32 protein-coding genes are annotated in these 22,911 nt (G+C 59.3%); 21 read left to right on the top strand and 11 right to left on the bottom strand.

Annotated features, from left to right (window positions below; genetic code table 11):
• Positions 1–173 precede the first annotated feature (173 nt).
• Entirely contained in the window at positions 174–869 is a 696-nt protein-coding gene (locus tag HMPREF2129_RS05985) for a hypothetical protein (RefSeq protein WP_034664305.1), read from the top strand.
• Here HMPREF2129_RS05985 and HMPREF2129_RS05980 read toward each other — a convergent pair.
• The 6 genes from HMPREF2129_RS05980 to HMPREF2129_RS05955 are packed head-to-tail and all read right to left on the bottom strand — an operon-like array spanning position 866 to position 3,912.
• Positions 866–1,429 (bottom strand): hypothetical protein, encoded by a 564-nt coding sequence (locus HMPREF2129_RS05980; protein WP_034664287.1) that lies wholly within the window; start codon positions 1,427–1,429, stop codon positions 866–868. The genes HMPREF2129_RS05985 and HMPREF2129_RS05980 overlap by 4 nt on opposite strands.
• Positions 1,426–2,004: an Asp23/Gls24 family envelope stress response protein gene (locus tag HMPREF2129_RS05975; RefSeq protein ID WP_052092854.1), complete on the bottom strand. Its 579-nt coding sequence runs from the start codon at positions 2,002–2,004 to the stop codon at positions 1,426–1,428. The genes HMPREF2129_RS05980 and HMPREF2129_RS05975 overlap by 4 nt, the downstream gene beginning before the upstream one ends.
• 4 nt (positions 2,005–2,008) lie before the next feature.
• Positions 2,009–2,857 carry an Asp23/Gls24 family envelope stress response protein gene (locus HMPREF2129_RS05970; RefSeq protein ID WP_034664285.1) on the bottom strand — a complete coding sequence of 283 codons (849 nt, stop codon included), beginning with the start codon at positions 2,855–2,857 and terminating at the stop codon, positions 2,009–2,011.
• Positions 2,857–3,057: a hypothetical protein gene (locus tag HMPREF2129_RS05965; protein WP_034664283.1), complete on the bottom strand. Its 201-nt coding sequence runs from the start codon at positions 3,055–3,057 to the stop codon at positions 2,857–2,859. The genes HMPREF2129_RS05970 and HMPREF2129_RS05965 overlap by 1 nt, the downstream gene beginning before the upstream one ends.
• Positions 3,058–3,072: 15 nt before the next feature.
• Positions 3,073–3,414, bottom strand: a complete 342-nt coding sequence (locus HMPREF2129_RS05960; protein ID WP_034664281.1) for an Asp23/Gls24 family envelope stress response protein — start codon at positions 3,412–3,414, stop codon at positions 3,073–3,075.
• Complete coding sequence (locus HMPREF2129_RS05955) at positions 3,415–3,912, bottom strand: Asp23/Gls24 family envelope stress response protein (protein WP_034664279.1); 498 nt, start codon at positions 3,910–3,912, stop codon at positions 3,415–3,417.
• Positions 3,913–4,753: 841 nt separating this feature from the next.
• Here HMPREF2129_RS05955 and rpsJ point away from each other — a divergent pair.
• The 14 genes from rpsJ to HMPREF2129_RS05885 all read left to right on the top strand — a co-directional run bounded on the left by rpsJ (position 4,754) and on the right by HMPREF2129_RS05885 (position 12,867).
• Positions 4,754–5,059 (top strand): 30S ribosomal protein S10, encoded by a 306-nt coding sequence (rpsJ, locus tag HMPREF2129_RS05950; protein ID WP_003848085.1) that lies wholly within the window; start codon positions 4,754–4,756, stop codon positions 5,057–5,059.
• 23 nt (positions 5,060–5,082) lie between these two features.
• Positions 5,083–5,736 (top strand): 50S ribosomal protein L3, encoded by a 654-nt coding sequence (rplC, locus tag HMPREF2129_RS05945; RefSeq protein WP_034664277.1) that lies wholly within the window; start codon positions 5,083–5,085, stop codon positions 5,734–5,736.
• Positions 5,733–6,386, top strand: coding sequence for a 50S ribosomal protein L4 (gene rplD / locus HMPREF2129_RS05940; protein ID WP_034664275.1), 654 nt, complete (start codon positions 5,733–5,735; stop codon positions 6,384–6,386). Before rplC ends, rplD begins: the two co-directional genes overlap by 4 nt.
• Positions 6,386–6,688 carry a 50S ribosomal protein L23 gene (gene rplW / locus HMPREF2129_RS05935; RefSeq protein WP_034664273.1) on the top strand — a complete coding sequence of 101 codons (303 nt, stop codon included), beginning with the start codon at positions 6,386–6,388 and terminating at the stop codon, positions 6,686–6,688. The genes rplD and rplW overlap by 1 nt, the downstream gene beginning before the upstream one ends.
• Positions 6,689–6,730: 42 nt before the next feature.
• On the top strand, positions 6,731–7,567 hold the full coding sequence (gene rplB / locus HMPREF2129_RS05930) for a 50S ribosomal protein L2 (protein WP_034664271.1): 837 nt from the start codon (positions 6,731–6,733) through the stop codon (positions 7,565–7,567).
• Positions 7,568–7,583: 16 nt separating this feature from the next.
• The gene (gene rpsS / locus HMPREF2129_RS05925; RefSeq protein WP_034664270.1) at positions 7,584–7,859 is read left to right on the top strand and encodes a 30S ribosomal protein S19; all 276 of its coding nucleotides are present in this window, start codon (positions 7,584–7,586) and stop codon (positions 7,857–7,859) included.
• 3 nt (positions 7,860–7,862) lie between these two features.
• Positions 7,863–8,219, top strand: a complete 357-nt coding sequence (gene rplV, locus HMPREF2129_RS05920; protein WP_034664268.1) for a 50S ribosomal protein L22 — start codon at positions 7,863–7,865, stop codon at positions 8,217–8,219.
• 3 nt (positions 8,220–8,222) lie between these two features.
• Positions 8,223–8,966 carry a 30S ribosomal protein S3 gene (gene rpsC, locus HMPREF2129_RS05915; protein ID WP_034664266.1) on the top strand — a complete coding sequence of 248 codons (744 nt, stop codon included), beginning with the start codon at positions 8,223–8,225 and terminating at the stop codon, positions 8,964–8,966.
• Between the two features lie 5 nt (positions 8,967–8,971).
• Positions 8,972–9,388, top strand: a complete 417-nt coding sequence (rplP, locus tag HMPREF2129_RS05910; protein WP_034664264.1) for a 50S ribosomal protein L16 — start codon at positions 8,972–8,974, stop codon at positions 9,386–9,388.
• Positions 9,388–9,624 carry a 50S ribosomal protein L29 gene (gene rpmC / locus HMPREF2129_RS05905; RefSeq protein WP_034664262.1) on the top strand — a complete coding sequence of 79 codons (237 nt, stop codon included), beginning with the start codon at positions 9,388–9,390 and terminating at the stop codon, positions 9,622–9,624. The genes rplP and rpmC overlap by 1 nt, the downstream gene beginning before the upstream one ends.
• Positions 9,624–9,908: a 30S ribosomal protein S17 gene (rpsQ, locus tag HMPREF2129_RS05900; protein WP_034664260.1), complete on the top strand. Its 285-nt coding sequence runs from the start codon at positions 9,624–9,626 to the stop codon at positions 9,906–9,908. Before rpmC ends, rpsQ begins: the two co-directional genes overlap by 1 nt.
• A 109-nt stretch (positions 9,909–10,017) precedes the next feature.
• Positions 10,018–10,989 carry a hypothetical protein gene (locus tag HMPREF2129_RS05895; protein WP_034664258.1) on the top strand — a complete coding sequence of 324 codons (972 nt, stop codon included), beginning with the start codon at positions 10,018–10,020 and terminating at the stop codon, positions 10,987–10,989.
• Between the two features lie 10 nt (positions 10,990–10,999).
• Positions 11,000–11,956: a hypothetical protein gene (locus tag HMPREF2129_RS05890; protein ID WP_150386720.1), complete on the top strand. Its 957-nt coding sequence runs from the start codon at positions 11,000–11,002 to the stop codon at positions 11,954–11,956.
• 11 nt (positions 11,957–11,967) lie between these two features.
• Positions 11,968–12,867, top strand: a complete 900-nt coding sequence (locus HMPREF2129_RS05885) for a hypothetical protein (RefSeq protein WP_034664254.1) — start codon at positions 11,968–11,970, stop codon at positions 12,865–12,867.
• 18 nt (positions 12,868–12,885) lie between these two features.
• Here HMPREF2129_RS05885 and HMPREF2129_RS05880 read toward each other — a convergent pair whose 3' ends face one another.
• Both HMPREF2129_RS05880 and HMPREF2129_RS05875 read right to left on the bottom strand, forming a co-directional pair.
• The gene (locus tag HMPREF2129_RS05880) at positions 12,886–14,487 is read right to left on the bottom strand and encodes a GTPase (RefSeq protein WP_232218110.1); all 1,602 of its coding nucleotides are present in this window, start codon (positions 14,485–14,487) and stop codon (positions 12,886–12,888) included.
• Positions 14,474–16,384: a GTPase family protein gene (locus HMPREF2129_RS05875; protein WP_052092859.1), complete on the bottom strand. Its 1,911-nt coding sequence runs from the start codon at positions 16,382–16,384 to the stop codon at positions 14,474–14,476. Before HMPREF2129_RS05875 ends, HMPREF2129_RS05880 begins: the two co-directional genes overlap by 14 nt.
• A 420-nt stretch (positions 16,385–16,804) precedes the next feature.
• On the opposite strand from HMPREF2129_RS05875, the gene rplN reads away from it, so the two are divergent.
• Genes rplN through rplE form a run of 3 tightly spaced genes read left to right on the top strand, consistent with a single transcriptional unit; the run spans position 16,805 to position 18,069 of the window.
• Complete coding sequence (rplN, locus tag HMPREF2129_RS05870; protein WP_034664252.1) at positions 16,805–17,173, top strand: 50S ribosomal protein L14; 369 nt, start codon at positions 16,805–16,807, stop codon at positions 17,171–17,173.
• Entirely contained in the window at positions 17,174–17,488 is a 315-nt protein-coding gene (gene rplX, locus HMPREF2129_RS05865) for a 50S ribosomal protein L24 (protein WP_034664250.1), read from the top strand.
• Positions 17,488–18,069, top strand: coding sequence for a 50S ribosomal protein L5 (rplE, locus tag HMPREF2129_RS05860; RefSeq protein ID WP_034664248.1), 582 nt, complete (start codon positions 17,488–17,490; stop codon positions 18,067–18,069). The genes rplX and rplE overlap by 1 nt, the downstream gene beginning before the upstream one ends.
• 87 nt (positions 18,070–18,156) lie before the next feature.
• On the opposite strand, the gene HMPREF2129_RS05855 is transcribed toward rplE, so the two are convergent.
• Positions 18,157–18,849: a hypothetical protein gene (locus HMPREF2129_RS05855; RefSeq protein WP_034664246.1), complete on the bottom strand. Its 693-nt coding sequence runs from the start codon at positions 18,847–18,849 to the stop codon at positions 18,157–18,159.
• Positions 18,850–18,932: 83 nt separating this feature from the next.
• On the opposite strand from HMPREF2129_RS05855, the gene HMPREF2129_RS11000 reads away from it, so the two are divergent.
• Both HMPREF2129_RS11000 and HMPREF2129_RS10995 read left to right on the top strand, forming a co-directional pair.
• Positions 18,933–19,142 (top strand): hypothetical protein, encoded by a 210-nt coding sequence (locus HMPREF2129_RS11000; protein WP_156959245.1) that lies wholly within the window; start codon positions 18,933–18,935, stop codon positions 19,140–19,142.
• 101 nt (positions 19,143–19,243) lie between these two features.
• On the top strand, positions 19,244–19,399 hold the full coding sequence (locus tag HMPREF2129_RS10995; protein ID WP_156959244.1) for a hypothetical protein: 156 nt from the start codon (positions 19,244–19,246) through the stop codon (positions 19,397–19,399).
• Here the strand turns inward: HMPREF2129_RS10995 and HMPREF2129_RS05850 are convergent.
• Both HMPREF2129_RS05850 and HMPREF2129_RS05845 read right to left on the bottom strand, forming a co-directional pair.
• Positions 19,396–20,580, bottom strand: a complete 1,185-nt coding sequence (locus tag HMPREF2129_RS05850) for a hypothetical protein (RefSeq protein WP_034664244.1) — start codon at positions 20,578–20,580, stop codon at positions 19,396–19,398. The genes HMPREF2129_RS10995 and HMPREF2129_RS05850 overlap by 4 nt on opposite strands.
• A 17-nt stretch (positions 20,581–20,597) precedes the next feature.
• Complete coding sequence (locus HMPREF2129_RS05845) at positions 20,598–21,578, bottom strand: L-lactate dehydrogenase (RefSeq protein ID WP_034664242.1); 981 nt, start codon at positions 21,576–21,578, stop codon at positions 20,598–20,600.
• A gap of 242 nt (positions 21,579–21,820) precedes the next feature.
• Between HMPREF2129_RS05845 and HMPREF2129_RS05840 the strand changes: the two genes are divergently transcribed.
• Positions 21,821–22,564: a DUF2786 domain-containing protein gene (locus HMPREF2129_RS05840; RefSeq protein ID WP_052092852.1), complete on the top strand. Its 744-nt coding sequence runs from the start codon at positions 21,821–21,823 to the stop codon at positions 22,562–22,564.
• Positions 22,565–22,911 lie beyond the last annotated feature (347 nt).

The following is a 22,911-nucleotide window of genomic DNA, read 5'->3' as shown; positions in this document are numbered from 1 at the left end:
ACCCCCAACACTGTCCATCCCTACGGAGCCATGACACTCCTCTACAGCAGATAAACGACACTCCCCATGTCGAAAGCCAGCAACAGCTGGTCTTTCACCATGCCCAAAAACGGCTGCCGCACATTACCGGCCCCGCACAAACATTCCGCTACTTAACCCTAAGCTCAGTGGGTGTGAATGACCCGACGCGTATTCCTCGAGTATTAGAGCGCCTCCGTGAAGCGTGGGAGGGGCAACCGGACCTTCCACTGGCCACGCTGTTTGGCATTCTTGCGAACAATGGCGCGGGGTGGGGTACCACGGATGAGGAGTTGGAGGAGCTGCTTATCCGCGAAGCCCAGGCGCATCCCGCTGAGTTGCCACGCTCTGATGAAGGTCGTGCTGGCATGGACGTTTTGGTGGAGACGGTGTCTCCGACGCACCGCGTGACGCTCACGGCGATGGGGGATGTGGTGGTGCGCTCCGGCACAGAAAGTGCCCGGCAACCGAGTGTGTGGCGTTACTCTGCAGTGCGTCCCACTGGTCCGGGCAGGGTGCTCGTGGTCGCGGACTCTGATGGTGTGGAACATCGCCTAGGTGTGGTCACGCTTATTTCGCACGTGGGGTCTTCTGCGCCCCTGGAAGGGCTTGTAAGGCCAGATATTGGCAATGCTGTGTGGCTTGTTGTGCTGGAGGGCGGGGCCCGTGCAGTGGTGACGCAGCGCATTCACCTGTGGCAGGTGGAGGGGCGGGCAGTGCGCAAGTCGTCCCATACCTGGGAGCGGATTGTCAACGCGGCGTCGGGGGAAGAGGTCCGCTACGCGCCGGCAGGTGGGGGTGCGCAGGTGTCTCTTGGGCGGGTCGAGCTGGTATTGCTGCTTGAGGGTTAAAGCGCTTTCACCTTGTCTAAGTGGAGTTTGAATACGGTGTCAATGTCCATGGTGTCTACCGCGTCGCAGAAGTCTGTGTCCATCTGTTCTACGTAGGCGATGAGGGTGTCTAGCTCAACGTTGGGGTTCGCGTTGATGGTGAAGGTTACGGTTGGGCGCTTGTTCACGTAGGTGACGGTGTGCGTTGCTTTGGTTACCAGGTCGGTGGTTTCCGCATGTGTGCAGGCGGCTTGAGCAAGACGGGCAACGTTGATGCGCGTTTTGCCGAGTTCTGGTTGAGCTGGCGTGAGAGTGCGGTTGTTGAAGGCGCGACTACGAATGTTCGGCAAGATTAGCGCCAGAGCAAGGACGAGGGAGATTACCAGCGCGGTGATCAATGCGGCGGTGTACCAGTTCATACCGGGGATGTCCGTGAGCATGGAGCGGTTGATTTCCCGCACGAAGGGGGAGAGGTAGGGGATCTCCCAGTACATTCCTACTGGGATGAGTCCGCCGGCGATGAGCAGTAACCCGAGTAGGAAGATGATCAGGCGGTCAATGGCAGCGAGTCCGGTGGTCATGGCATGTCCTTTGCTGACGGTGCGGGCAATACGTTGACTTTCACGCGGGGGGTGGGTTTGAGTCTTTGCGCTTGTTCGGTCAGTGTGGCGGTGAGCTGGTGCTCAAGGTCGGTCGAGCCATCGTTTACCACGTTGACGGTGAGGGCGCGGCGGCTTGCGCGGGAGGAGATGCTGGTTTGCCCCAGCTCCGATCGCACCGTGGCGGTGGATTTCCGGGCAATGTCTACCGGGCGTACCCAGATGGAGGATGTTGGGGAGATCACCTGAATGTAGCGCCGCGGGCGGGGTTTCACGGCTGCAAGGATGAACCAGAGGCCGACCAATACCATGAGAATTCCTACGGTCACTCCCGCTTCATCTACGCGGGCAGAACCGAACCAGTCAAAGGCGGGTCGTAGCCAAGAGTTCTGTGGGTCATTTTCTTGGTGGCGGTACCACAGGTCACGGCCGATGACGCTGGCGAGGCACAGGAGAAGTAGGCCAACGAGGACGGTGAGCCACCGCACAATGGGGTTGCCTTTGGGTTCTGCGCCCGGTGCGGGGTGTGCTTCGGTGGGGTCGGACTGTTGTGTCATGGGTTTAGCGCATCTCCTTCCTGCTCGCGGTGGTTTCGGTGTAGGAATCCTGGTCCACGCGGTCGGGGTCGATGAAGATCTTGTCTAAAGGCCGTGGCTCCGGAACCTGCGGGGAGGTGATGGGGGAGGGGGTGACGGTGATTCGTCGTAAAGCTTGTGGCATCGGACGCTCCACCGGAACGAACTTGGGGCGCCGTGCGGTGATCGGGCGAAGGGCTTTTTGCTTTTCGACGTTCACCGGCCTCAACCCCGCCACCTCCGGAACCGCAACGCGACGCGGAATAACCGGTGGTGGCGCAGTGGCAGAGATCGGGCGTATTGGCCGCGGGGGCTGGACTGCGATGACTTTTGACGGCGCAGGCACCTCAATCTGTCGCACGTCCTCGTAGGTCGAGGAATCTACTGTGACTGGGGTGAGATCCTTGACCGGCTGGGCAGCGGGGGACGAAACGTGCGTGGCAGTGACTCGAATCGGGGTGGGTACGAGCGCCGCTGGATGGTTGGACAGATCCTCGCGAGTGACGGTCTCCCCAGTGGAGATCTCCGCATCAGCCACGGCGATGTTGAGACGGTTGACCGTGAGACCCGTCAGCGTTTCCACATGAGACACCACCGTGCGGCGAACCTCATCGGTGATCGCGCCAACGGGGGCGGGGTAGGAGGTGACAACCTCAATATCCAACGCCACCGATTCCGCCGCGCGGTCAATGTGCACATCCACCCGCGGGAAGCTGCGACCAGCGAGGCCGGCGAGTTTCGCATCAACCTCACGAGTGCCCGGCACAGACCGAATGGCGGCGCTGGCAACGTGCGCAACTGTCTTTTCACTGATGCGGTACGAGGAAGAATCCATTATCCGCGGCCCCGGCCAGACGTTGCGCTGATCAAGGCAGCCACGTCAATACGGCCGTCCAAATGCGCGCCGATGACACCACCGATGGTGCCCAGCAGGAGAGTGGCGAAAAACCCGAGCCAACCACCGAAAATCAAGGCGAAGGCCAAAACCACGCCAATGATGGCGCCGAGCACTGTCTTGTTAGAAAAGATATTCATGCTAGATCCACATTTCTATTTCGTGGTGCTGTGGCGGACGGCATCTTCCACAACCACATCTACTCGGGGTGAACCGGGTGCTTGGGCAAGTGCCGGGACGGCAAGGATAGCCGCTCGAACGTCCCTGACCAGTTGAGGAATTTCCCGGCCTGAGGACAAGTCATAGATGAGGTGCACAGCGATATGCGTGCCTTCTTCATCCATCTCAAACACCTGGAGCCCTTCAATGAGTGCGCCAGGGAGTCGGAGCACGGCGTGGGCCATCCGCCCACTGCTTAAACCCGCCACACCGTCGACGGACAGGGCTGCATCGCAGATCGCGTCGGCGATGTCCTTAGTTATGGTCAGGGGAGCCATCTACTGTTCCAGCACCTGGCCGTTGCTTGGCAGGGGCTGTTCGGTGCGGGCTGTGTCCGCATCCCCGTTGTCGTCCGGCAAGTGGACGTCGTGGACAGTGACATCCACACGATCAACGATGAGGCCGGTCATCCGGGTAATAGCGACGGTGATGTTCTCACGGATCGCATTAGCCAGCTCATGGATAGCCACGCCGTACTCAGCGATGATGGCCACCGCCACGCTGGCGTGGCCGTTCTCCACCGCAACGTTCACGCCCTGCTGGACGTTGGTGGATGAGGTGAGGGACTCGCGCACGGCACCCCACATGCGGGCGGCACCACCGCCCAGGTTGTGCACACCGGAGACCTCCCGGGCAGCGATGCCGGCGATCTTGCCCACCACGTTCTCATCGATGACAGTGCTGCCGTGCTCAGTCTCCAGCACCTCATTGCGCTTCACGGGAGCTTCTTCCGGGGCGGCCGCCTCGTTCGTGGCCGGAGTGTTATTCGTTGCCATTAGTGGTCCTTTCACCGTTGGTTATAAGCATCCTTGATGCGACACCTGTCCATCCTAGGAAGAACTCCGGCCTACGGCTATACCTTCTTGTGGTGGACATTGGGCTTCACATTGTGATGGGGGGGGGAAAACCGTGATGAACGAACTGCAATAAATGAACTTAAATAAACCAAGTGGATTGTGCCGGCACGCCACATCCGCCGTTTTGCCACCTGGCTTATTTGAAAGCGTTCATTGCAGTCTGGGTTTTTTGGGGGGGGGTGAGGCGGGGCAGGGTGGGACGTCGATAAGCAAAAGCGCAGTTTGCAAATGTGGAGTGAGGTGTGTTTGAATACTCGGGTTGCTTTAACACGGCGCATTTCTGTGGAAGTCGCAGGGTGCGCCGCTGGTAGGGCGAACATGACACCTTTGCACGATGGGCTCTCGCTTATCGACGAAGGACCTGCGATCGAGCACAGGCCACCAACGAGTAGGCACTCTCGAGACCGGGAACCGGAGAAGGGGCATGGCAAATAAACAGCGGCAGTACGCGAAGGCCACGTCAACACCTGTTTGGTGTGCGTACCTCCTTGCGAGCCTGACAATGCACACATGAACGCGCTTAGCGCGGGCACGTGAGCGGCGGAAGCACTGACAAGCGTTGTTTATGCGCTTGTGCACCTTCCGAGATGTCATGGCAGTCATTCACATGAAAAGACACTGGCGTTGATGCCGGACCCAAACCGGACAACGTTATAGAGAAAAAGAAGACAGCTAAGTTTCCACCTCTTCGCTCTCGATTCACTTCGTTCACGTCGAGCGAAGCGAGAGGTGAACGTGGGACAGCGAGGAAGAGGTTGACGTGGCGGGACAGAAGATCCGCATTCGGCTGAAGGCCTACGACCACGAAGCGATCGACGCATCTGCGAAGAAGATCGTTGAGACGGTTACCCGCACGGGTGCCCGCGTCGTTGGACCGGTGCCGTTGCCTACCGAAAAGAACGTGTACGCCGTTATTCGTTCTCCCCACAAGTACAAGGACTCGCGCGAGCACTTTGAGATGCGCACGCACAAGCGCCTCATTGACATCCTCGACCCGACGCCTAAGACAGTTGATGCCCTCATGCGCATCGACCTGCCGGCCAGCGTCGACGTGAACATCCAGTAGGTCGTAGTAGGGAGAACTGACACATGACTAATGAGATCAAGGGCATTCTGGGCCGCAAGCTCGGCATGACCCAGATCTTCGACGAGGAGAACCGGGTTGTTCCGGTGACCGTCGTCGAGGCTGGGCCGTGCGTTGTCACCCAGATTCGCACTGAAGAGACCGATGGCTACTCCGCCATCCAGATTGCCTACGGCGACATCGATCCCCGTAAGGCAAAGAAGCCGCAGGCAGGCCACTACAAGAAGGCTGGCCAGAACCCGCGTCGCCATGTCGCTGAGATCCGCATGGATGACACCTCGGCGTACGAGCTGGGCCAGGAAGTGTCCGTCAATATCTTCGAGGGTGACACCTTCGTTGACGTTGTTGGCACCACCAAGGGCAAGGGCTACGCAGGCGCCATGAAGCGGCATGGCTTCGCTGGCCAGGGTGCCTCCCACGGTAACCAGGCTGCTCACCGCCGCGTCGGCTCCATCGGTGGTTGCTCCACCCCGGGCCGCGTGTTCAAGGGCACCCGCATGGCTGGCCGTATGGGCAGCAACCGTGTGACCACCCAGAACCTGAAGATTCAAAGGATCGACGGCGACTCCAACCTGCTCCTCATCAAGGGTGCTATCCCTGGTGCTAAGGGCAGCCTGGTTACCGTCAAGACCGCAGTGAAGGGCGGTGCTCACGCATGACAAACCTGACACTTGATGTCCACACCGCTGACGGAGCCACCAAGGGCACCGTTGAGCTCCCGGCTGAACTCTTCGACCGCGAAGCGTCTGTGCCCCTGATGCACCAGGTTGTGAACGCTCAGCTCGCAGCCGCACGCCAGGGCACCCACAAGACCAAGACCCGCGGCGAGGTTGCCGGTGGTGGCCGTAAGCCGTTCCGCCAGAAGGGCACCGGCCGCGCACGCCAGGGCTCCATCCGCGCTCCGCACTTCACCGGCGGTGGCACGGTGCACGGCCCGCAGCCGCGTAACTACGCGCAGCGCACCCCTAAGAAGATGATCAAGGCTGCTCTTGCTGGCGCTTTGACCAACCGTGCTCAGAACGACCGCATCCACGTGGTCGAGGAGCTCGTTCCGGGTCAGAAGCCGTCCACCAAGTCCGCCCGCACCTTCGTCGAGCGCCTCACGGACCGCAAGTCGGTCCTGCTGGTCATCGGCCGTGAGGACGTGAACTCCCGTCTTTCCGCACGGAACCTGCCGGGTATCACGATCCTTGAGCCGGGTCAGCTGAACACCTACGACGTGCTCAACGCAGACGATGTCGTCTTCTCTGTGGAAGCTCTGCACGACTTTGTCAACCGCGCCACTGCAGCAGTGGAGGATGAGAAATAATGGCCAAGATTGCTAACCCGCGCGACATCATCATCGCCCCGGTCGTCTCCGAGAAGACCTACGCGCTGATGGAGCAGAACACCTACACGTTCTACGTCGACACTGACGCAAACAAGACCCAGATCAAGATTGCCGTGGAAGAGATCTTCGGCGTGAAGGTCGCCTCCGTGAACACCGTCAACCGTGAGGGTAAGCGCAAGCGCTCCCGCACCGGTTGGGGTAAGCGGAAGGACACCAAGCGCGCTTATGTGACTCTCCGCGAGGGCAGCGACTCCATCGACATTTTTGGCGGCGTCGCCTAACGGCAACGAACCAAAAAGAGTTCGATACGAAAGAGGAAAATTATGGCTATTCGTAAGTACAAGCCGACAACCCCGGGTCGCCGCAACAGCTCTGTTTCCGAGTTCCAGGAACTTACCCGTTCCACTCCGGAGAAGTCCCTGCTGCGCCCGCTCCCGAAGAAGGGTGGCCGCAACACTCACGGCCACATCACTACCCGTCACCGCGGTGGTGGCCACAAGCGCCAGTACCGTGTGATTGACTTCCGCCGCACCGACAAGGACGGTGTGCCGGCAAAGGTTGCTCACATTGAGTACGACCCGAACCGCACCGCTAACATCGCCCTGCTGCACTACGCAGACGGCGAGAAGCGCTACATCATCGCGCCGAAGGGTCTGACCCAGGGCACGATCGTTGAGGCAGGACCGAACGCCGACATCAAGGTCGGCAACAACCTGCCGCTGCGCAACATCCCGACTGGTACGACCATCCACGCCGTGGAGCTCAAGCCGGGCGCTGGCGCCAAGCTTGCACGTTCCGCTGGTGCGTCCATCCAGCTGCTGGGTAAGGAAGGCTCCTACGCTGTTCTGCGTATGCCGTCTTCTGAAATCCGCCGCGTGGACATCCGTTGCCGCGCAACCGTTGGTGAGGTCGGCAACGCTGACCAGATCAACATCCGCTGGGGCAAGGCCGGCCGTATGCGCTGGAAGGGCTGGAGGCCCACTGTCCGCGGTGTCGTCATGAACCCGGTCGACCACCCGCACGGTGGTGGTGAGGGTAAGACCTCCGGTGGCCGTCACCCGGTGTCCCCGTGGGGCCAGAAGGAAGGCCGTACCCGCAACCCGAACCGTTATTCCAACAACATGATCGTGCGCCGTCGTCGCCCGAACAAGAAGCGTTAAGAGGAGGTAACTTCATATGCCACGCAGCCTGAAGAAAGGCCCGTTCGTCGACGAGCACCTCCTCAACAAGGTGGACGCTCAGAACGAGGCTGGCACCAAGCAGGTCATCAAGACCTGGTCTCGCCGCTCGACCATTCTCCCCGATTTCATCGGCCACACCTTCGCCGTCCACGATGGACGCAAGCATGTGCCGGTGTTCGTGGATGAGTCCATGGTCGGCCACAAGCTCGGCGAGTTCGCACCGACCAAGACCTTCAAGGGTCACGTTAAGGAAGAGAAGGGGCGTCGATAAATCATGAGCGACACCATCACCTCCGCACGCGCGACCGCTAAGTACGTGCGTACGTCCCAGATGAAGGCGAACCGCGTCCTGGACCTCGTCCGCGGCAAGACCGTGTCCGAGGCCCTGGCCATCCTGAAGTACGCGCCGCAGGCCGTTTCCACCCAGGTGGCAAAGGTCGTCGCGTCCGCCGCAGCCAACGCTGAGAACAACTTCGGCTTGGATCCGCGCACCCTGGTCATCTCCGAGGCTTACGCCAACGAGGGCCCGACCATGCGCCGCTACCAGCCGCGTGCTCAGGGCCGCGCATTCCAGATCCGTAAGCGCACCTGCCACATCACCGTGGTAGTGGAAAGCCAGAAGGAGGCTTAAACAATGGGTCAGAAAATTCACCCGCACGGCCTCCGGCTGGGTATCACTTCCGACTGGAAGTCCCACTGGTACGCCGACAAGTCCTACTCCGACTACGTCGCTGAGGACATCAAGATCCGCGAGTTCCTGAAGAACAACCTCGAGCGCGCCGGCATCGCCGACGTTGTCATCGAGCGCACCCGTGACCGCGTCCGCGTGGACATCCACACGGCACGTCCGGGCATCGTGATCGGCCGCCGTGGTGCTGAGGCAGACCGTATCCGTCGTGAGCTGGAGAAGCTCACCGGCAAGATGGTCGCCCTCAACATCCTCGAGGTCAAGAACGTCGACGCCAGCGCTGCACTCGTTGCACAGTCTGTGGCTGAGCAGCTGGTCAACCGCGTCGCTTTCCGCCGCGCAATGCGCAAGGCAATCCAGTCCGCAATGCGTCAGCCGCAGGTCAAGGGCATTAAGATTCAGTGCTCTGGCCGTCTCGGTGGCGCTGAAATGTCCCGCATCGAGCGCTACCACGAAGGCCGCGTTCCCCTGCACACCCTCCGCGCTGAGATCGACTACGGTCTCGCCGAGGCAGACACCACCTTCGGCATCATCGGTGTCAAGGTATGGATCTACAAGGGCGACGTTGTCGGCGGTGTCCGCGAGTCCGAGCTGAACGCTCCGGGCAACGACCGCCGTGGCCGCGATCGTCGCCCGCGCCGTGGTGGCCAGCGCCGCCAGCGCGCCGAACAGCAGAATAAGGAGGGCTAAGACACATGCTTATCCCTAAGCGCGTTAAGTTCCGCCGTCAGCACCGTCCGGGCCGTTCCGGCGTGTCCAAGGGCGGAAACACCATCAACTTTGGTGACTACGCCCTGCAGGCTCTCGAGCCAGCGTACATCACCAACCGCCAGATCGAGTCCGCTCGTATTGCCATCAACCGCCACGTCAAGCGTGGTGGCAAGGTGTGGATCAACATCTTCCCGGACCGTCCGTTGACCCAGAAGCCGCTCGGCGTGCGTATGGGTTCCGGTAAGGGCCCGGTGGAGAAGTGGGTGGCCAACGTCAAGCCTGGCCGCATCCTGTTTGAGATGTCCTACCCGAACGAGGCAGTGGCTCAGGAGGCTCTGCGCCGCGCAGGTGCGAAGCTTCCCTGCAAGACCCGCGTTATCTCGAAGGAGGACCTGTTCTAATGGCAGTTGGAACCCCCGCACACGAGTTCCGTGAGCTGAATGATTCTGAGCTCAACGATCGTCTGTCCGCAGCCAAGGAAGAGCTGTTCAACCTGCGCTTCCAGCTGGCCACTGGGCAGCTGACCAACAACCGTCGTATCTCGGCGGTCAAGCGCGACATCGCACGCATCTACACCGTGCTGCGCGAGCGTGAGCTTGGTCTGTCCACCGTCCCTGGTGCTGAAGGAGCGAACTAATGGCTGACAACACCACCGCACAGGCCCCGAAGGAGAAGGGTCTGCAGAAGCGCCGCCGCGGTTACGTCGTGTCCGACAAGATGGATAAGACCATCGTTGTCGAGCTCGAGGACCGCAAGTCCCACGCGCTGTACGGCAAGATTGTCCGTACCACCAAGCGCGTGAAGGCACACGACGAGGAGAACACCGCTGGTATCGGTGACCTTGTCCGCATTGAGGAGACGCGTCCGCTGTCTAAGGACAAGCACTTCCGTCTCGTCGAGATCATCGAGAAGGCTCGTTAAGCACTTATCGCTTATCGACGTTTTCCGGCGCCCCGCCCCTCACCCCGTCCTTCCTGGATCGGAGGAAGGGCGGGGTTCTTTTGTACCTCCTATCCTTAGACTGGCACTCATGTTTCGGAAGATTGTCGCCTTGGTTGCGGTGCTGTCTACCTTCGCTCTCGGTGGGTGCTTTGCTGAAGCGTCGTCGCAGCATCGACTCAAGGAATTGTCGGCGTGGGTTGATACCCAGCCTGCATTGGCGGACTTGCACGTTTCGCGGCCGAGGGAACCCAGCCTTTTTGGGGACTCGTATTCTCACACCCTTCAGGCGAAAGGTGAGGTGCATGCGAACAGTGTTGCCGAATTCTTTACTGCGTTGGATCAGCTGTACGCCAGGTTCGATGAATTGCCACGTGGAAAACGCCGGTGGCTGGACGTTGACGTCAAGGCTGATATTCAGGGGACAGAGTTCACGTGGACAGGGCGTGAGTGGGAGCCAGGAAAGGGCGAGAGACTAGTAGAACTGCTCGAACCTTTCGCAGCACCCGAGGTTGGCTCCGTGGATATGCGGGAAGATGTAGAAGTTTTCTGGGTGGAAGTGAGCCGGGACTTTCAGGTCACCGACGAGGCTGCGCACGCGTACCGTGACAGAGCGTTCCGTCACCTGGACAGCGTAAAAGGAACCGAAATGATCCAACTGTCCGGATTCCCACTGCTGCACCGCACCGACCCTGGTGGGACACGTGGGTTTGGAGCCGGTAGTCCCTCGCTTCGTTTCTCGGAATTCCCCCAGGGATACGTAGGTACAGCCACCCTGGCGGAGACTGTAGACGCTGCAACACCTTATGCGGTGCGAGCTGTCACAAGTTACAAGGGGATGTATCGTTGGGAATTTTACGCTGACGATGATTACGACGAGGAGGCGCTGAAGCTAATCAAGCAGTTGCTCTCACACCCAGATGCTGGCAGTCCCATCGAAGTCAAGATCACAAGTCGTACGAGGGTCCTAGGCGTTGCACTAATTGGGGCAAAACAGGAGTACCCACCGAAAAAACCTGGGCCGTGGCAGGAGGACATGGATCGGGTATTTTATGGCTCTTAAAATGTCGGCTATGTTTCGGAAGATCATTGCCACCGTGACTGTGTTGGCCAGTTTTGCTCTTGCTGGTTGTGTGTCTACTAAGACGACGCAAGAACGCATCCCTGAGCTTTCGGATTGGGCTGCCACTCAGTCTGCACTCGTTGATCTCAAATTTTCGCAGTCTTTGGCAGGTGGCATCCCGACGAACAAGATTGATGTTGTTGGCGATGTGCACGTGGGCAGCGTGGCAGAGTTCTTCTCCGCCTTGGATCAGATCTACGCCAGGCTCGCTGAGATGCCTGGTGGGAGTCGCCTCGGGTTGGACCTGAACATCAACGCCGATATCGAGGGCACTTCGTTCACCTGGAAAGGGCGCAATTGGGCACCCGGCAGGGATAAAGAACTAGCAGCTGTTTTCGAGCCGTTCGCAGCACCCGAGGTACGTGTTGTATTGATTGATGACTTCTCTCGAGGCTTGCGAGCAGAGGTTTACCGCGACTTGGAGTTCAGTGACGATGATGCGCGAGCGTACCGCGACAGTTTGCTCCGTCACCTGGATGAAGTGCAGCCTTCCGGCAGTATTGAACTGGTGGGATTCCCGCTGGCGAGACCCACTCTTGCGGATGGGGAAAAGCCTTCCCGGCGTATTTCGCCGGTGCTTCGCTTCTCAGAGTTCCCCGCAGGGTACGCAGCCACAGCTGCTTTCGCGGACGACGTGGATGCCGCAACCCCCTATGCGTTGCGGTCTGTCTGGAGTTTCGAGGGCTTTTACCACTGGGAGTTCTACACGGAGGGCGATTACAACGAGGAAGCGATGAAGCAGTTGAAGTCCCTGCTGGCTAGACCAGTGGCCGGAGATCCCGTTGGGCTAAGGATCAAGGGGCCTGACGGCCGATTGGGCGAGGCGATCGTCGGGGCACCAATGGCCGAACAGCCTGAGGGCACCGGGCCGTGGGGCGACCGCATGGTTCACCTTTTCGCTGATTAAACTGCTGGACAGTGCTGCCTTTTAAGATGGTGGGCATGATGCGGAAAGTTCTTGCTGGCCTTGTTGGTGCGGTTGTTCTGGCGCTTTCTGGTTGTTCAGACCCGACTGCAGAGGAGCAGGAGGCGTTGGCACAGTGGGCTGCCACTGACCCGGTGTTTGAGGGGCTGACGTTTTCCTCGGTAATTGGGGGCGGAATCCCGACTGGCACGGTCCAGGTGAGCGGTTCCGTGAACGTAGACGATGCCGCCGAGTTCGTGGCTGCCTTGGTCACGCTGCATGACAAAGGGGAGGAGCTCAATCAAAAGATGACTTCACATGTGCAGGCTGAGCTGGGTAGCACGGCATTCAAGTGGCAGGGCCCGTTCCCAACGGCGGACTTCGGAGCAGAAACTGCAGAGCAGTTGGCGCTGTTTGCAGCACCCGAGGTAGCAGAGGTGTCCATCTCGGCTTCGAGTTCGGATGGGGGACTGGACGTGATGGTGTGGAGGGAGACGTCGATAAGCGATAGCGCGGCGCGTGAATTCCGGGACCATGTGTTCGGGCATCTTGACATGCACGAGCGCGACACTTTCACTCTGCGCGGTTTTCCGCTGCACAAGCGCGCGCGGCTGGACGGCATAGCTGACTGGGATGATCTCGCCCCGAACCTCCAGCTGCGCCCGCAAGGTGCGAGACTGAGTGCCCTCGTTGAACAGGCAGAACGCGTTGATGCCGCAACTTCCCTTTACCTGTACAACGCAGGAAATATCGGTCCGCTGAGCGTGTGGTACTTCTACGCCGACGGCGAATACGACCCCGCTGAGCTGGATCCGGTCAAAGAAATCCTGTCGCAATCCGTCGACGGCAAAGCCGCCAACCTGATTGTTGAAGGGCCTGACGGCAAGATTGAACAGACAACCGTAGGTGACTAGTGCATTCGATGCGTGGACTTAAGCGCCCGCGGCGACGGCGATGCGTTCGGTGAAACGAACATAGTCATCGCGTATCTCCTCTAAGGGCGCGACCACGGTTGTCTCCGACATCGCAGCAATTTCTTTGCGCAGCGCTGTGCGCGTACGCCGCTTGATATTGCTACCGACGATCCCGCCAACCCCCGCAGACATCAACCCGATGACCACGCCGGTGAGGATTCCCACCATGATGAGCAGAGTGGGAATGGGCCATCCCTCAACGTCCGGAACGAGGTCATCGCCTAAAAGCGGGGTGAGAATTCCCGGAACCAGCGCCACGATGAGATACCACAACGCGCCCACCAGCGCCGCGACAAAGGCAAGCCATTGGATGAAGGTGAGCACACCCCATCCCTTTGAGGGCTCTGCCGGGAGTTTCGTCCGTGTCACAGCAACATCGAGTTCGGCCGGCACACTTACAGCCACATCATCAGCACGGTCGAACACAGCTCCGGCCCACTGTGGTGGCAAACCTTCCGCAATCGTGGCAGCGTACTCGCGGACACCCTTGTTGGCCACAGCCTTTGAAGCAGCGTCCAATTCAGGCAGGGATGAGCGGTGAACCCCAACACTATCTGGTTCTTCGCGCAGCCCCAGTCGTTTTAAGGGGTCAGGCCGGAAACGCGCCATCCAGGAAACAACGGGCCAACCGGTGCGCTGGAAAAGCCGCTTGCGGTAGGCAGCCGCGGTGGTGTTGGCCAGACGGTCTGCACCTACAGCGTGGTTCAAGGCCTTATCTAGTTCACGTTTTGCGCGTTTGTCCGGGGTGTTTGTCTTGGTGCCGTCGACAAATTCATCAGTGACGGACACAATGTCTGCCTCAATCCTGGCGGATTGGGCCGAGTGTGCACGGGCGACGCGGGCGATGGCTGCCCTAACATCGCCAATACCTGCACCGGTGAGCGTGGATGTGGGCAGAACAGAGACATGTGTGAGGCCATCGGAGCGAAGCAGCTGCGCATAAGACTGTGCAACGGTGGAAACGTTCGCCGAACCCAACAAGTCTGATTTATTTAGAACAGCAAGGGTGACTGCAGAGTGGTTAGCATGCGGTTGGATGAACTGTTCATGGATGACGCTATCGGCGTACTTCTCTGGGTCGGAGACCCACACGAGTACATCCACTTGCCCTGCAAGTCGGGTGGCGATCTCCCTGTTAGACAGCTCCACTGAGTCGAAGTCTGGGAGGTCCAATAAGATCAAAGGCCCAGCACCGGGAGCGAATTCACCGGGGCGTGTCCTACGGTCTTCCACCTCAAGCCAGTCGAGCAACTCCTCTGAACCGGCAGGTTCCCAGACCGCTGCCAGCGGTGAGGAGGTCGTTGGGCGGCGTGCAGCAGCCTTGCCTAGATCCTCCCCAACAACAGCGTTGAACAAAGACGTCTTACCGGAGCCCGTTGCCCCGAAGAATCCGACGACGGTGTGCTCTGCTGACAGTGCACGGCGCTCCGCGCCCGCGCGTGCAACTTTTTCCAACCTTTCCTTTTGTGCGGGGGAGAGGTACGGTGCACCAATCTCGGCAGCATCTTCTAAAGCGGTCAGGCGCTCACCGAGGGGCGTGTTGCGTTTAAACAATGCCATCGGTTTCTCCTTCCGGCTGTTGCGCGGGGCGCTGGAAGCCGCCACGGAGTTGGGTGAACAGATCACGCAAGGGGCCACGTTGAGCAGATTCCGCCAGATCCGTGGTGGCATCACTGTCGTGACTGTCGTGGCCGGTCTGTGTGGCAGGTGCCAGTGCGCGCGATGGGGCAGTGGTCCCGGCTAGCTCAGGGAAGCGGCCAGCAACGGCGGTGCGGGCAGTGCTGACAGCTTCCTGTAGTTCGTCTGCCGGAGTACCTTCAACCAAGGGGTCAGTGACGGGGTAGAAGCGCGCGCGTTCGCGTTGCAGAAGTGCGTAGAGGCGCTCATTCAAATCATTGCGGGCATCAGTGGCCATGCGGCGCACAGTGTCTTCGCCGAAGATGGTTTCCAACAGCTTCTGGCCGAGCACCGCTGATCCGCCAGCGATGGCAACTTCTGAGCCGGTGATTCCCGCTGTGGAAGCAAACACGACGAGCATCAGCGCCACGGTGAGGACATTCAAACCAAACGACATGACTCGGGCACGCTGCCGCTTCGCCCCGGCGGTTTCCTGGATGTGAGCGAGCAACGCAGCTTGCCATTCTCTCACGAGTGCCGCAGCTTGGGCATCAATGTCTTCGCTAGAACGTGCCAGAGCCGGATCAGCGGCAGCGCGAAGATCTGGGGCAACTGCCCCGATGTGGGACCAGGAGCGGGCAGCCGCAGTATCGGCGGCATCAACGATGACGGCATGTAAGCCGGATTCCAGCTCAGTTTCCACTTCGCGCAACGGCGCAGGCTCGCCACTGAAGAAGCTGCCCACCTTATCCATGGCGTTGGAAAACCAGCGTTCGAATCCGCGGGTTACATCGGAGGTGCCCACAACATCTTGCCAGCGGTTCATCACCTCGGTGCGTAGCAGCTTGCCGTCGGAGGTGGCATCGATGACGTGGGAATGGGCGGCCGAGTACTGTTCACTGATCGCGGTGTCGAGTTGGGAGGCGAAGGCTTCTTGGCGGGAACGGGCCTGTACCACAGCGTCGATACGCGAAAGGGCCCCGACGATGGCTCCCGCGACAGTTTTTCCTGCGACGGCACGGCGCGCGACGGAATCTTCAGCGAGACGGGTGAGATACGTGCGCACATCAGCGACAAGTTCATCGCCGAGGAATTCGTCGTCCTTGCCAGCATCATCGCTGCCCAGACCGGGAACGAAGGGGACGGTGAACACGGTGGCCCCACCCAGCCCTGCCTCATCCATCATGCGGCGCAAGTCATCGGGAACGGTTGCTGCCGCAGATTCATCAAGCCGATTGAGCACCACGACAACCTCGATGCCCCTTCCGGCAGCATCATGCAAAAAGTTCCACACAAGCTGATCGGCGTAACGCGCTGGGGTGGTGACAAAGACCCACAGATCTGCAGCGGCCAACAGTTGTGATGCCAGCGCGCGATTCCGATCGTCGATTGAGTCAAAGTCCGGCGCATCCAACAGCGCTAAGCCGGCTGGAATGTTGGTGGTGGGAACAATCCGCAGTGTGGTGGATTGTTCATCCCCCGCGCCATGGGACCGTGCCAGGCCAGGAAGGACCTGTGGCGAATTGAACCAATCAGCGTCATCTGGGTGAGCAACCAGCACCGGCTGGCGGGTAGTAGGGCGTATTACGCCCGGGTTGGATACGCGTTCACGCAATATCGCGTTAACCAGGGTTGATTTGCCGGAACCCGTGGACCCGCCTATCACCGCCAGTAGCGGGGCGTCTAGGTTGGCCAGCCGCGGTAAGACGTAGTCATCCAGCTGGTTCACAATTGCACGGGCATCATCAGCTGCGTCATCCAGCCGGGTTGCGGCGAGAGCGTCGCGCACCCCGTGCACAGCATCGAGCATGTCAGGCGTAGAGGACTTCACCTGATCCATTCTGGCAGATTGGATAGTGGGCAGCTGAGCACAGTCTGGGTTTAAGGAAAAGACATGAAGATTCGTCGCTTCATTGCCACTGCCGTGGCCGCTACTGCCATCACCGCATTCAGCTCCTAAATAGCTAGAAACAACACCATCCTCTTCAGGCTTGAACCGACCAGGGGGAATGGTGTTTTTCTTTTTCGCGGTCGAAGCTGCGTAGCCCTGCATGGATTTGGGTTCAGCGGGGTAAACATGGTTAAATACCACAGTTGTCTCACGCTGGTCGTAGCTAACGCGCGTTTCCGAGCTGATGCTGCGAGACCCTTCGACGGTGGGTTCCACTGTTCGTCGATAAGCGAAAAGGCACAAAGACATTGACCACGTGCGTGCAGGACGGAAATCTGGCGCACATTGATCCAGGTCAGGAGACCAAAAGTGATTCAGAAAGAATCGCGTCTGAAGGTCGCCGACAACACTGGTGCACGCGAAATTCTGTGCATCCAGGTGCTCGGCGGTTCTGTTCGACGCTTCGCCGGTATCGGCGACACGATTGTCGCCACCGTGAAGGAAGCTGCCCCCGGCGGCAACGTCAAGGAAGGCGAAATTGTTCGCGCTGTTATCGTGCGCGCAAAGAAGGAAACCCGTCGCCCGGACGGCTCCTACATCTCCTTCGATGAGAACGCTGCAGTTCTGATCAAGAACGACACCGAGCCCCGCGGTACCCGTATCTTCGGCCCGGTGGCACGTGAGCTGCGCGACAAGAAGTTCATGAAGATTGTTTCTCTCGCTCCGGAGGTGATCTAGTTGAAGATCAAGAAGGGCGATATGGTCCAGGTCATCGCTGGTAAGGACAAGGGCGCGCAGGGTCGCGTCATTGAGGCTTACCCGAAGCGCGACCGCGTCCTCGTTGAGGGCGTCAACCGTGTGAAGAAGCACGTTGCCAACTCCTACAATGAGCGCGGCGCTGAGTCCGGCGGCATTGTTACCCAGGAAGCAGCGATCCACGTGTCCAATGTGATGCTCGTTGATTCTGATGGCAACCCGACCCGTGTGGGCTACCGCTTCGATGAGAACGGCAAGAAGGTCCGCGTGGCCAAGTCGAACGGGAAGGACATCTAATGAGCGAGGCTAACTACACCCCGCGTTTGAAGACGCGCTACAAGGACGAAATCCGCGGCAAGCTCTCTGAGGAGTTCGGCTACGACAACGTCATGCAGATCCCGGGTCTGACCAAGATTGTGGTCAACATGGGTGTCGGCGACGCTGCACGTGACTCCAAGGTGATCAACGGTGCCCTCGAGGACCTCACCGCTATCACTGGCCAGAAGCCGCAGTTGCGTCGCGCGAAGACCTCCATTGCTAACTTTAAGCTGCGTGAAGGCATGCCCATCGGTGCGAAGGTCACCCTGCGCGGCGACCGTATGTGGGAGTTCCTCGACCGTCTGCTGACGGTTGCTCTCCCGCGTATCCGCGACTTCCGTGGCCTGTCCGACAAGCAGTTCGACGGCAACGGCAACTACACCTTCGGCCTCTCCGAGCAGACCATGTTCTACGAGATCGACGTGGACAAGATCGACCGTCCGCGCGGTATGGACATCACCGTTGTGACCACCGCTGCCAACGACGAGGAAGGCCGCGCGCTCCTGCGCCACTTCGGCTTCCCGTTCAAGGACAAGGATGGCAAGATGCAGCGCCCATAAGCTTTTGCTTATCGACGTCTCACTTGGCCCCCACCACGCAGCCTTCCCGCTGGGTGGTGGGGGTTTCGTCTTTCTAAAAGATTTCGGTTACATGTCGATGAGGGCCCAGTCAACCTGCGGCAGGCGTTCACCGGTAGCCATCCACGTTTCAAATGCGGCGAGCGTCTCGTCGTAGCTGGCGATCATTGCCTGGTAGTGGGCATCAGCGCCGCCGTCGCGGACCTCCACCTGGTACGCCTCTATAGCGGGCCGGTAGATCGTTTGGATGAACTGGTGTTCTTTGCTGGTGTCTTCGATGATGAGGAAGTCCACAGCGTCATCGCCACGGTCGTGGTAAAAGTTCATGGCCATTGTCGTACGCTCCAACCACTGTGGCAATGCACGGGGGGAAGCCCACGCAATGTCCCATTCGTTTGTGCGGATGGACATGCCCGGAATTTCATTACCGTAGGCGAATACAAGATCATCGAGTTCTGAGACGACCACTAGCCCCATTCCCGCCGCGATGTGTGAAAGACGTTTGACTAGCAAGGGGACCACATGGTCCGACACGTCAACGACGAGGCAGCGCTCGCCGCGAAGTCCAGTCCTGTCGGGGTAGAGGAGTCCGTCCTCGATGAGGTCGCGGTTGTCCTGCAGGATCTGGTTGTGTAGCTGTTCCAGGTATTCATCTGATACCTGTGGTCCGTCGGTGGCAGCGACCACGGCCTCGATCAGCTCTTGGTCGGGCATGGTCAGGGGTGCGTCAGGTTTGTGGATGATCAGGTCTGTGTTTCCCATGTTTCTTTCGTTTCGGCGTGGCTTTCCGTGTCTTTTATTCAATACACTTGCCAGGTTACTGTTTTGTGCTCAAAGGTGAAGCTATGTGTAACGCGAAAAAACAGGACGCGGCCGTAGTGATGGAAGGTGCATCAGCCCGCATTGTGGACTGTGCCACTTTCAGCTTGCCGCGGGGATCGATGAGGGCAACCCTGGCTGTAGCAAAGCGTGTACTCACTCAGCTGCGACGCGACGATTCTCGGGGCCTTCTGCGTCGTACTGATCGGGGTCGCTTCCTTGAGCTTGCAGCGTAAGACAGCGTAGTTGGTTGGCGAATCTTCTCGCGCAACCCGCGTATGGTCAGGGTAGATAACTTTCCTTTACTGGAGGTCGCTGGAAAGGAGAGGGCCGTGTGGTGATCAGGAAAAGTGGCAATAGTTTGGTGCTTACTCCTGAGCCGAAAAGCGCACTTGATCTCATTGCTTTTATTAATGAGGGTGCGCCCGAAGGGTGGGCTGAGTGCCTCGAAGAGCCCCGAAGAATTGCCACTGAAGCGATCTCCCGCTGCTAACCGCGGTGGTTATCAGGCGGGAACGCGAGATCGAGCAGATCAATATCAGTCAACGTATCTGGGTTGTGCCACAGAATCGCCTCGATCCTCCTGTCATGGTTGTACAGCGTGACCCAGTGTTCGTACAGCACAATTCCCAGTCTTCCGTCATCAGCCCAGGGTATGCCGCGCTCATCGAGCCGTTCGGTGAATGTCGGTGTAGGGATATGAAAGGGGATGCCTAGGAAGCTGGCGTTGTCTTGGGGGCTGATCTCAAGTTCGGTGATCACACCGTCTTTCTCCGTTGCAGCAGCGTGGAGTTTTTCACCATTGAGTGTGATCGTGCCTCGGTAGGCGTTGCCGAGGAAGGCACCCCAGTTCATATCATCAATCATGGGCTGTGGTTCGGGGTTGCCCATGGCAGCCAGAATATCCGGAAAAGGCACCGGACATTCGGTGGTGAAGTCCACGACAGGCTCGTACCGCACCCGTTTATCTGCTGGTAAGGAGGGTGACTGTGCTCGGATCGTTGCTTCCGTGTCCTCGTTTCGCATGGCCACCTCGTAGATGTGCCGCATCGTGTCTACATCTCCGGTGAGTGAGATCACTCCAGGCTCATGCTTTACGTCGACTGTGTTGGGGGCGACCCAGGCAGCGTCGATAAGCATGCGGGCAACATCCTTCGGACCTGTAGCTGCCACGAGTGTGGGAGGCAGAAAATCCTCAAACACGAAGACATTTCCCACGCCTCCGATTTCTGAGAAGTGGAGAGTCTCACCCGTGAACCGGCACCGCGCGGAGGCAAACAAGCGGATGAAATGCAGGTAGTCATCGCAGTCGGTGGACAGGAGTAAGCCGAGGTTGCCCCAGGAATACCCAGTATTGTGGATGAGCCTATGGACGGCCATGAAAGCATCCATGGCCAGCCCATCAAGCGGATTCAGATCCTCGGGCCACGCATTATCCTCGGCCTGATCAAACTCCTCCTCGAAACGATCCAGCAGATCTCGTGCCTCCTGCGGAAGAGAGAACTGACCCGTCGCCTCGTCGTACTCGAGATGGTTGATCACGGCCCGTACGTCAGGCCACCGCGCGGCGCACGGGCGGATGAAACCTTGGAGCAACACTTTGACAGTGGCTAGCGCTCCAAGGACCTCGGCCGTAGCAGAACCTGCCTGGTCCAAGGCCTCGTCGTAATGCATTGATGTCGCCCTGGCTGCTACCCGACGAGCCCGCCGTCCACCATCACCTGGCGCAGTACCTCTGCGGAGTGCTGGAATTGCTTGGACTCTGTCTCGTCGAGCGTGAGTTCGACGACATCGCGGATGCCGTTGCGATTGATCACAGCCGGGGTGCCAATGTAAATGTCTTCGAGGCCGTACTGGCCTTCCAGCAGGGCACTGACCGGCAGCACAACATCCTCATTGCTCAGCACAGCGCGGGTGATGCGGGCAAGGCCACCGCCGATACCGTAAGACGTTGACCCCTTGGCCTGGATGATCTTGTAGGCAGCGTCCCGGGTTTCCTCAAAAATGGTGGTCATGTCGGAGGAAGCTTCCGGGTTGTGCTCTGCGGCCTTCCTGAGCTTCTCTGGCAGTGGCACGCCGGACACACTGCCCGTGGAGACAACAGGCAACTCCGTATCGCCGTGCTCACCGATGACGTAGGCGTGGACGGAGGTGGAACTCATGCCAAAGTACTCGCCGAGTGAGTGGCGGTAGCGTGCGGTATCCAGAATGGTGCCGGAGCCGATCACGCGGGAAGATGGCAGCCCGGAGAACTTCCACGTGGCGTAGGACAACACGTCTACCGGGTTGGTGGCCACGAGGAAAATGCCGTTGAAGCCGTGCGCCATGACCTCGTCCACAATGCTCTTAAAGATCTTCAGGTTGCGCGCAACCAGATCTAGGCGGGTTTCGCCCGGGCGTTGGGCCACGCCGGCGCAGTTGACCACCAAGGCGGCGTCGCGGCAGTCCTCGTAGGTGCCCACGGTGACGCGGGTGTTGTGTCCGGACCACGGAACTGAGTGGTTCAGATCCTCAACGTGGCCCCATGTCTTTTCCTCATTGATGTCAATGATGGCCAGGTGATCGCACAATCCCTGGTTCACCAGCGCGTAGGCGTAGGCGACACCGACATCGCCAGCGCCGATGAGCACAATCTTGTTGCCGGGGGTGGGTTTGTCAGTTGTGGTTGTCATGGCGGAGGTCTGTCCTTTCAGTTGTAGTTGAGATCGAATGTGGTCCCGCCACCAATACTGCCTGTAACGGTTGTGCTATCGACGGTAGTCCAGTAGCGCGCATCGTGCTTGGCAAAAGGTTCTGAGCTGCATATTCGAATAGTTATCCACAGGCTGTCGCGCACAATGAGGAGGGCGTGTCGCACCTAGACGATAGATATGGGTTCGTACCTTTTAACAACACAACAGCCAAGGGGGAAACAATGGGTGCAGGAACAATCGGGACACACGGCAACATCGACAAAATCAAAGAGCGTGTTCAGAAGCTACTCAACCAAGCCGCTGATCAGGAGGGCACTGCGGAAGGTGAAGCCTTCTACCGTAAAGCCTTCGATTTAATGGCTACGTACGGTTTTGAGGAGCGGGACTTAGACAGTCCCGGTGCGAACGATGAGGTGATTACGCGTGAGTTCCGCTTCGTCGGTTCGTACACCGATATGCAGTCGCAATTATTGAGTTACCTTGTAGCGGCGCTTCATTGTGTGGCATTTAGGCACGGCAAGCGCAATTCCACCAAGGTTGAATCAACCATGGTCTTTGGGGTACGCAGGCATGTTGAGCGCGTAGAATTACTCTTCACCATCCTCAACCCCCAGATGGCCGCGGGTGCGCGCCGGGTGAAAGGGGATCGAATGCGCGGGGTGTCCACGGTGGTGGCGCGCCGCTCATACATGCACGGTTTCGCTATCACAATCTATGAACGCCTTAGCGCTGCGGAAACCACTGTCGCCGCTGGAAAAGAGAGATATGTGCTCGCGCTTATCGACGATGTGGGCAAGGCCGAAAACGCCCGCGATGACTTCATTCGCGCCCAAGGCCTTTACTTGGTCGCGTCGAAGCCCAAGCGCCAGACGGATAGTGCCTCGTACTGGCAAGGCATGAGTGATGGGGAACAGAGCGACCTCGGTCAAACGCGGGTGAGGTCTCGGCCGGCGCTGCCGTGTTGATGGTGTGGGGTGGCGTCGATAAGCGATTTGTGCTTGAACTGCGCTGACCTGTATGGTTGACCGGCGGACCTGCGCGCATGGCACGTAGTGTGCATTTCGTGCGCGTCAGAGCCGTAAGAACGTAAGAATCCAACTTTGTTGCAGGCCCCCCGCCTTAATGCGGACCGTATGGAGGGTGGCGGCGAGCACCTGGCGTTACTAAGCGCTGGGGAGCGCCCCAACTGCTCGTTCACACGCTGTGTGCGAGCAAAAGTAGCCCCCGACACATCACACGGATAACGCAGTCAGCCGCTTCCCGCAGTGGACATCTGGGTGGAGAGGAACCGCAACGAGAAAGGTAAGCGGTC

This window comes from Corynebacterium tuscaniense DNF00037 (assembly GCF_000759055.1).
Taxonomy (GTDB): Bacteria; Actinomycetota; Actinomycetes; order Mycobacteriales; family Mycobacteriaceae; genus Corynebacterium; species Corynebacterium tuscaniense.
The sequence above is the reverse complement of the archived record's forward strand: the minus strand, read 5'-3'. Positions and strand labels throughout refer to the sequence as shown.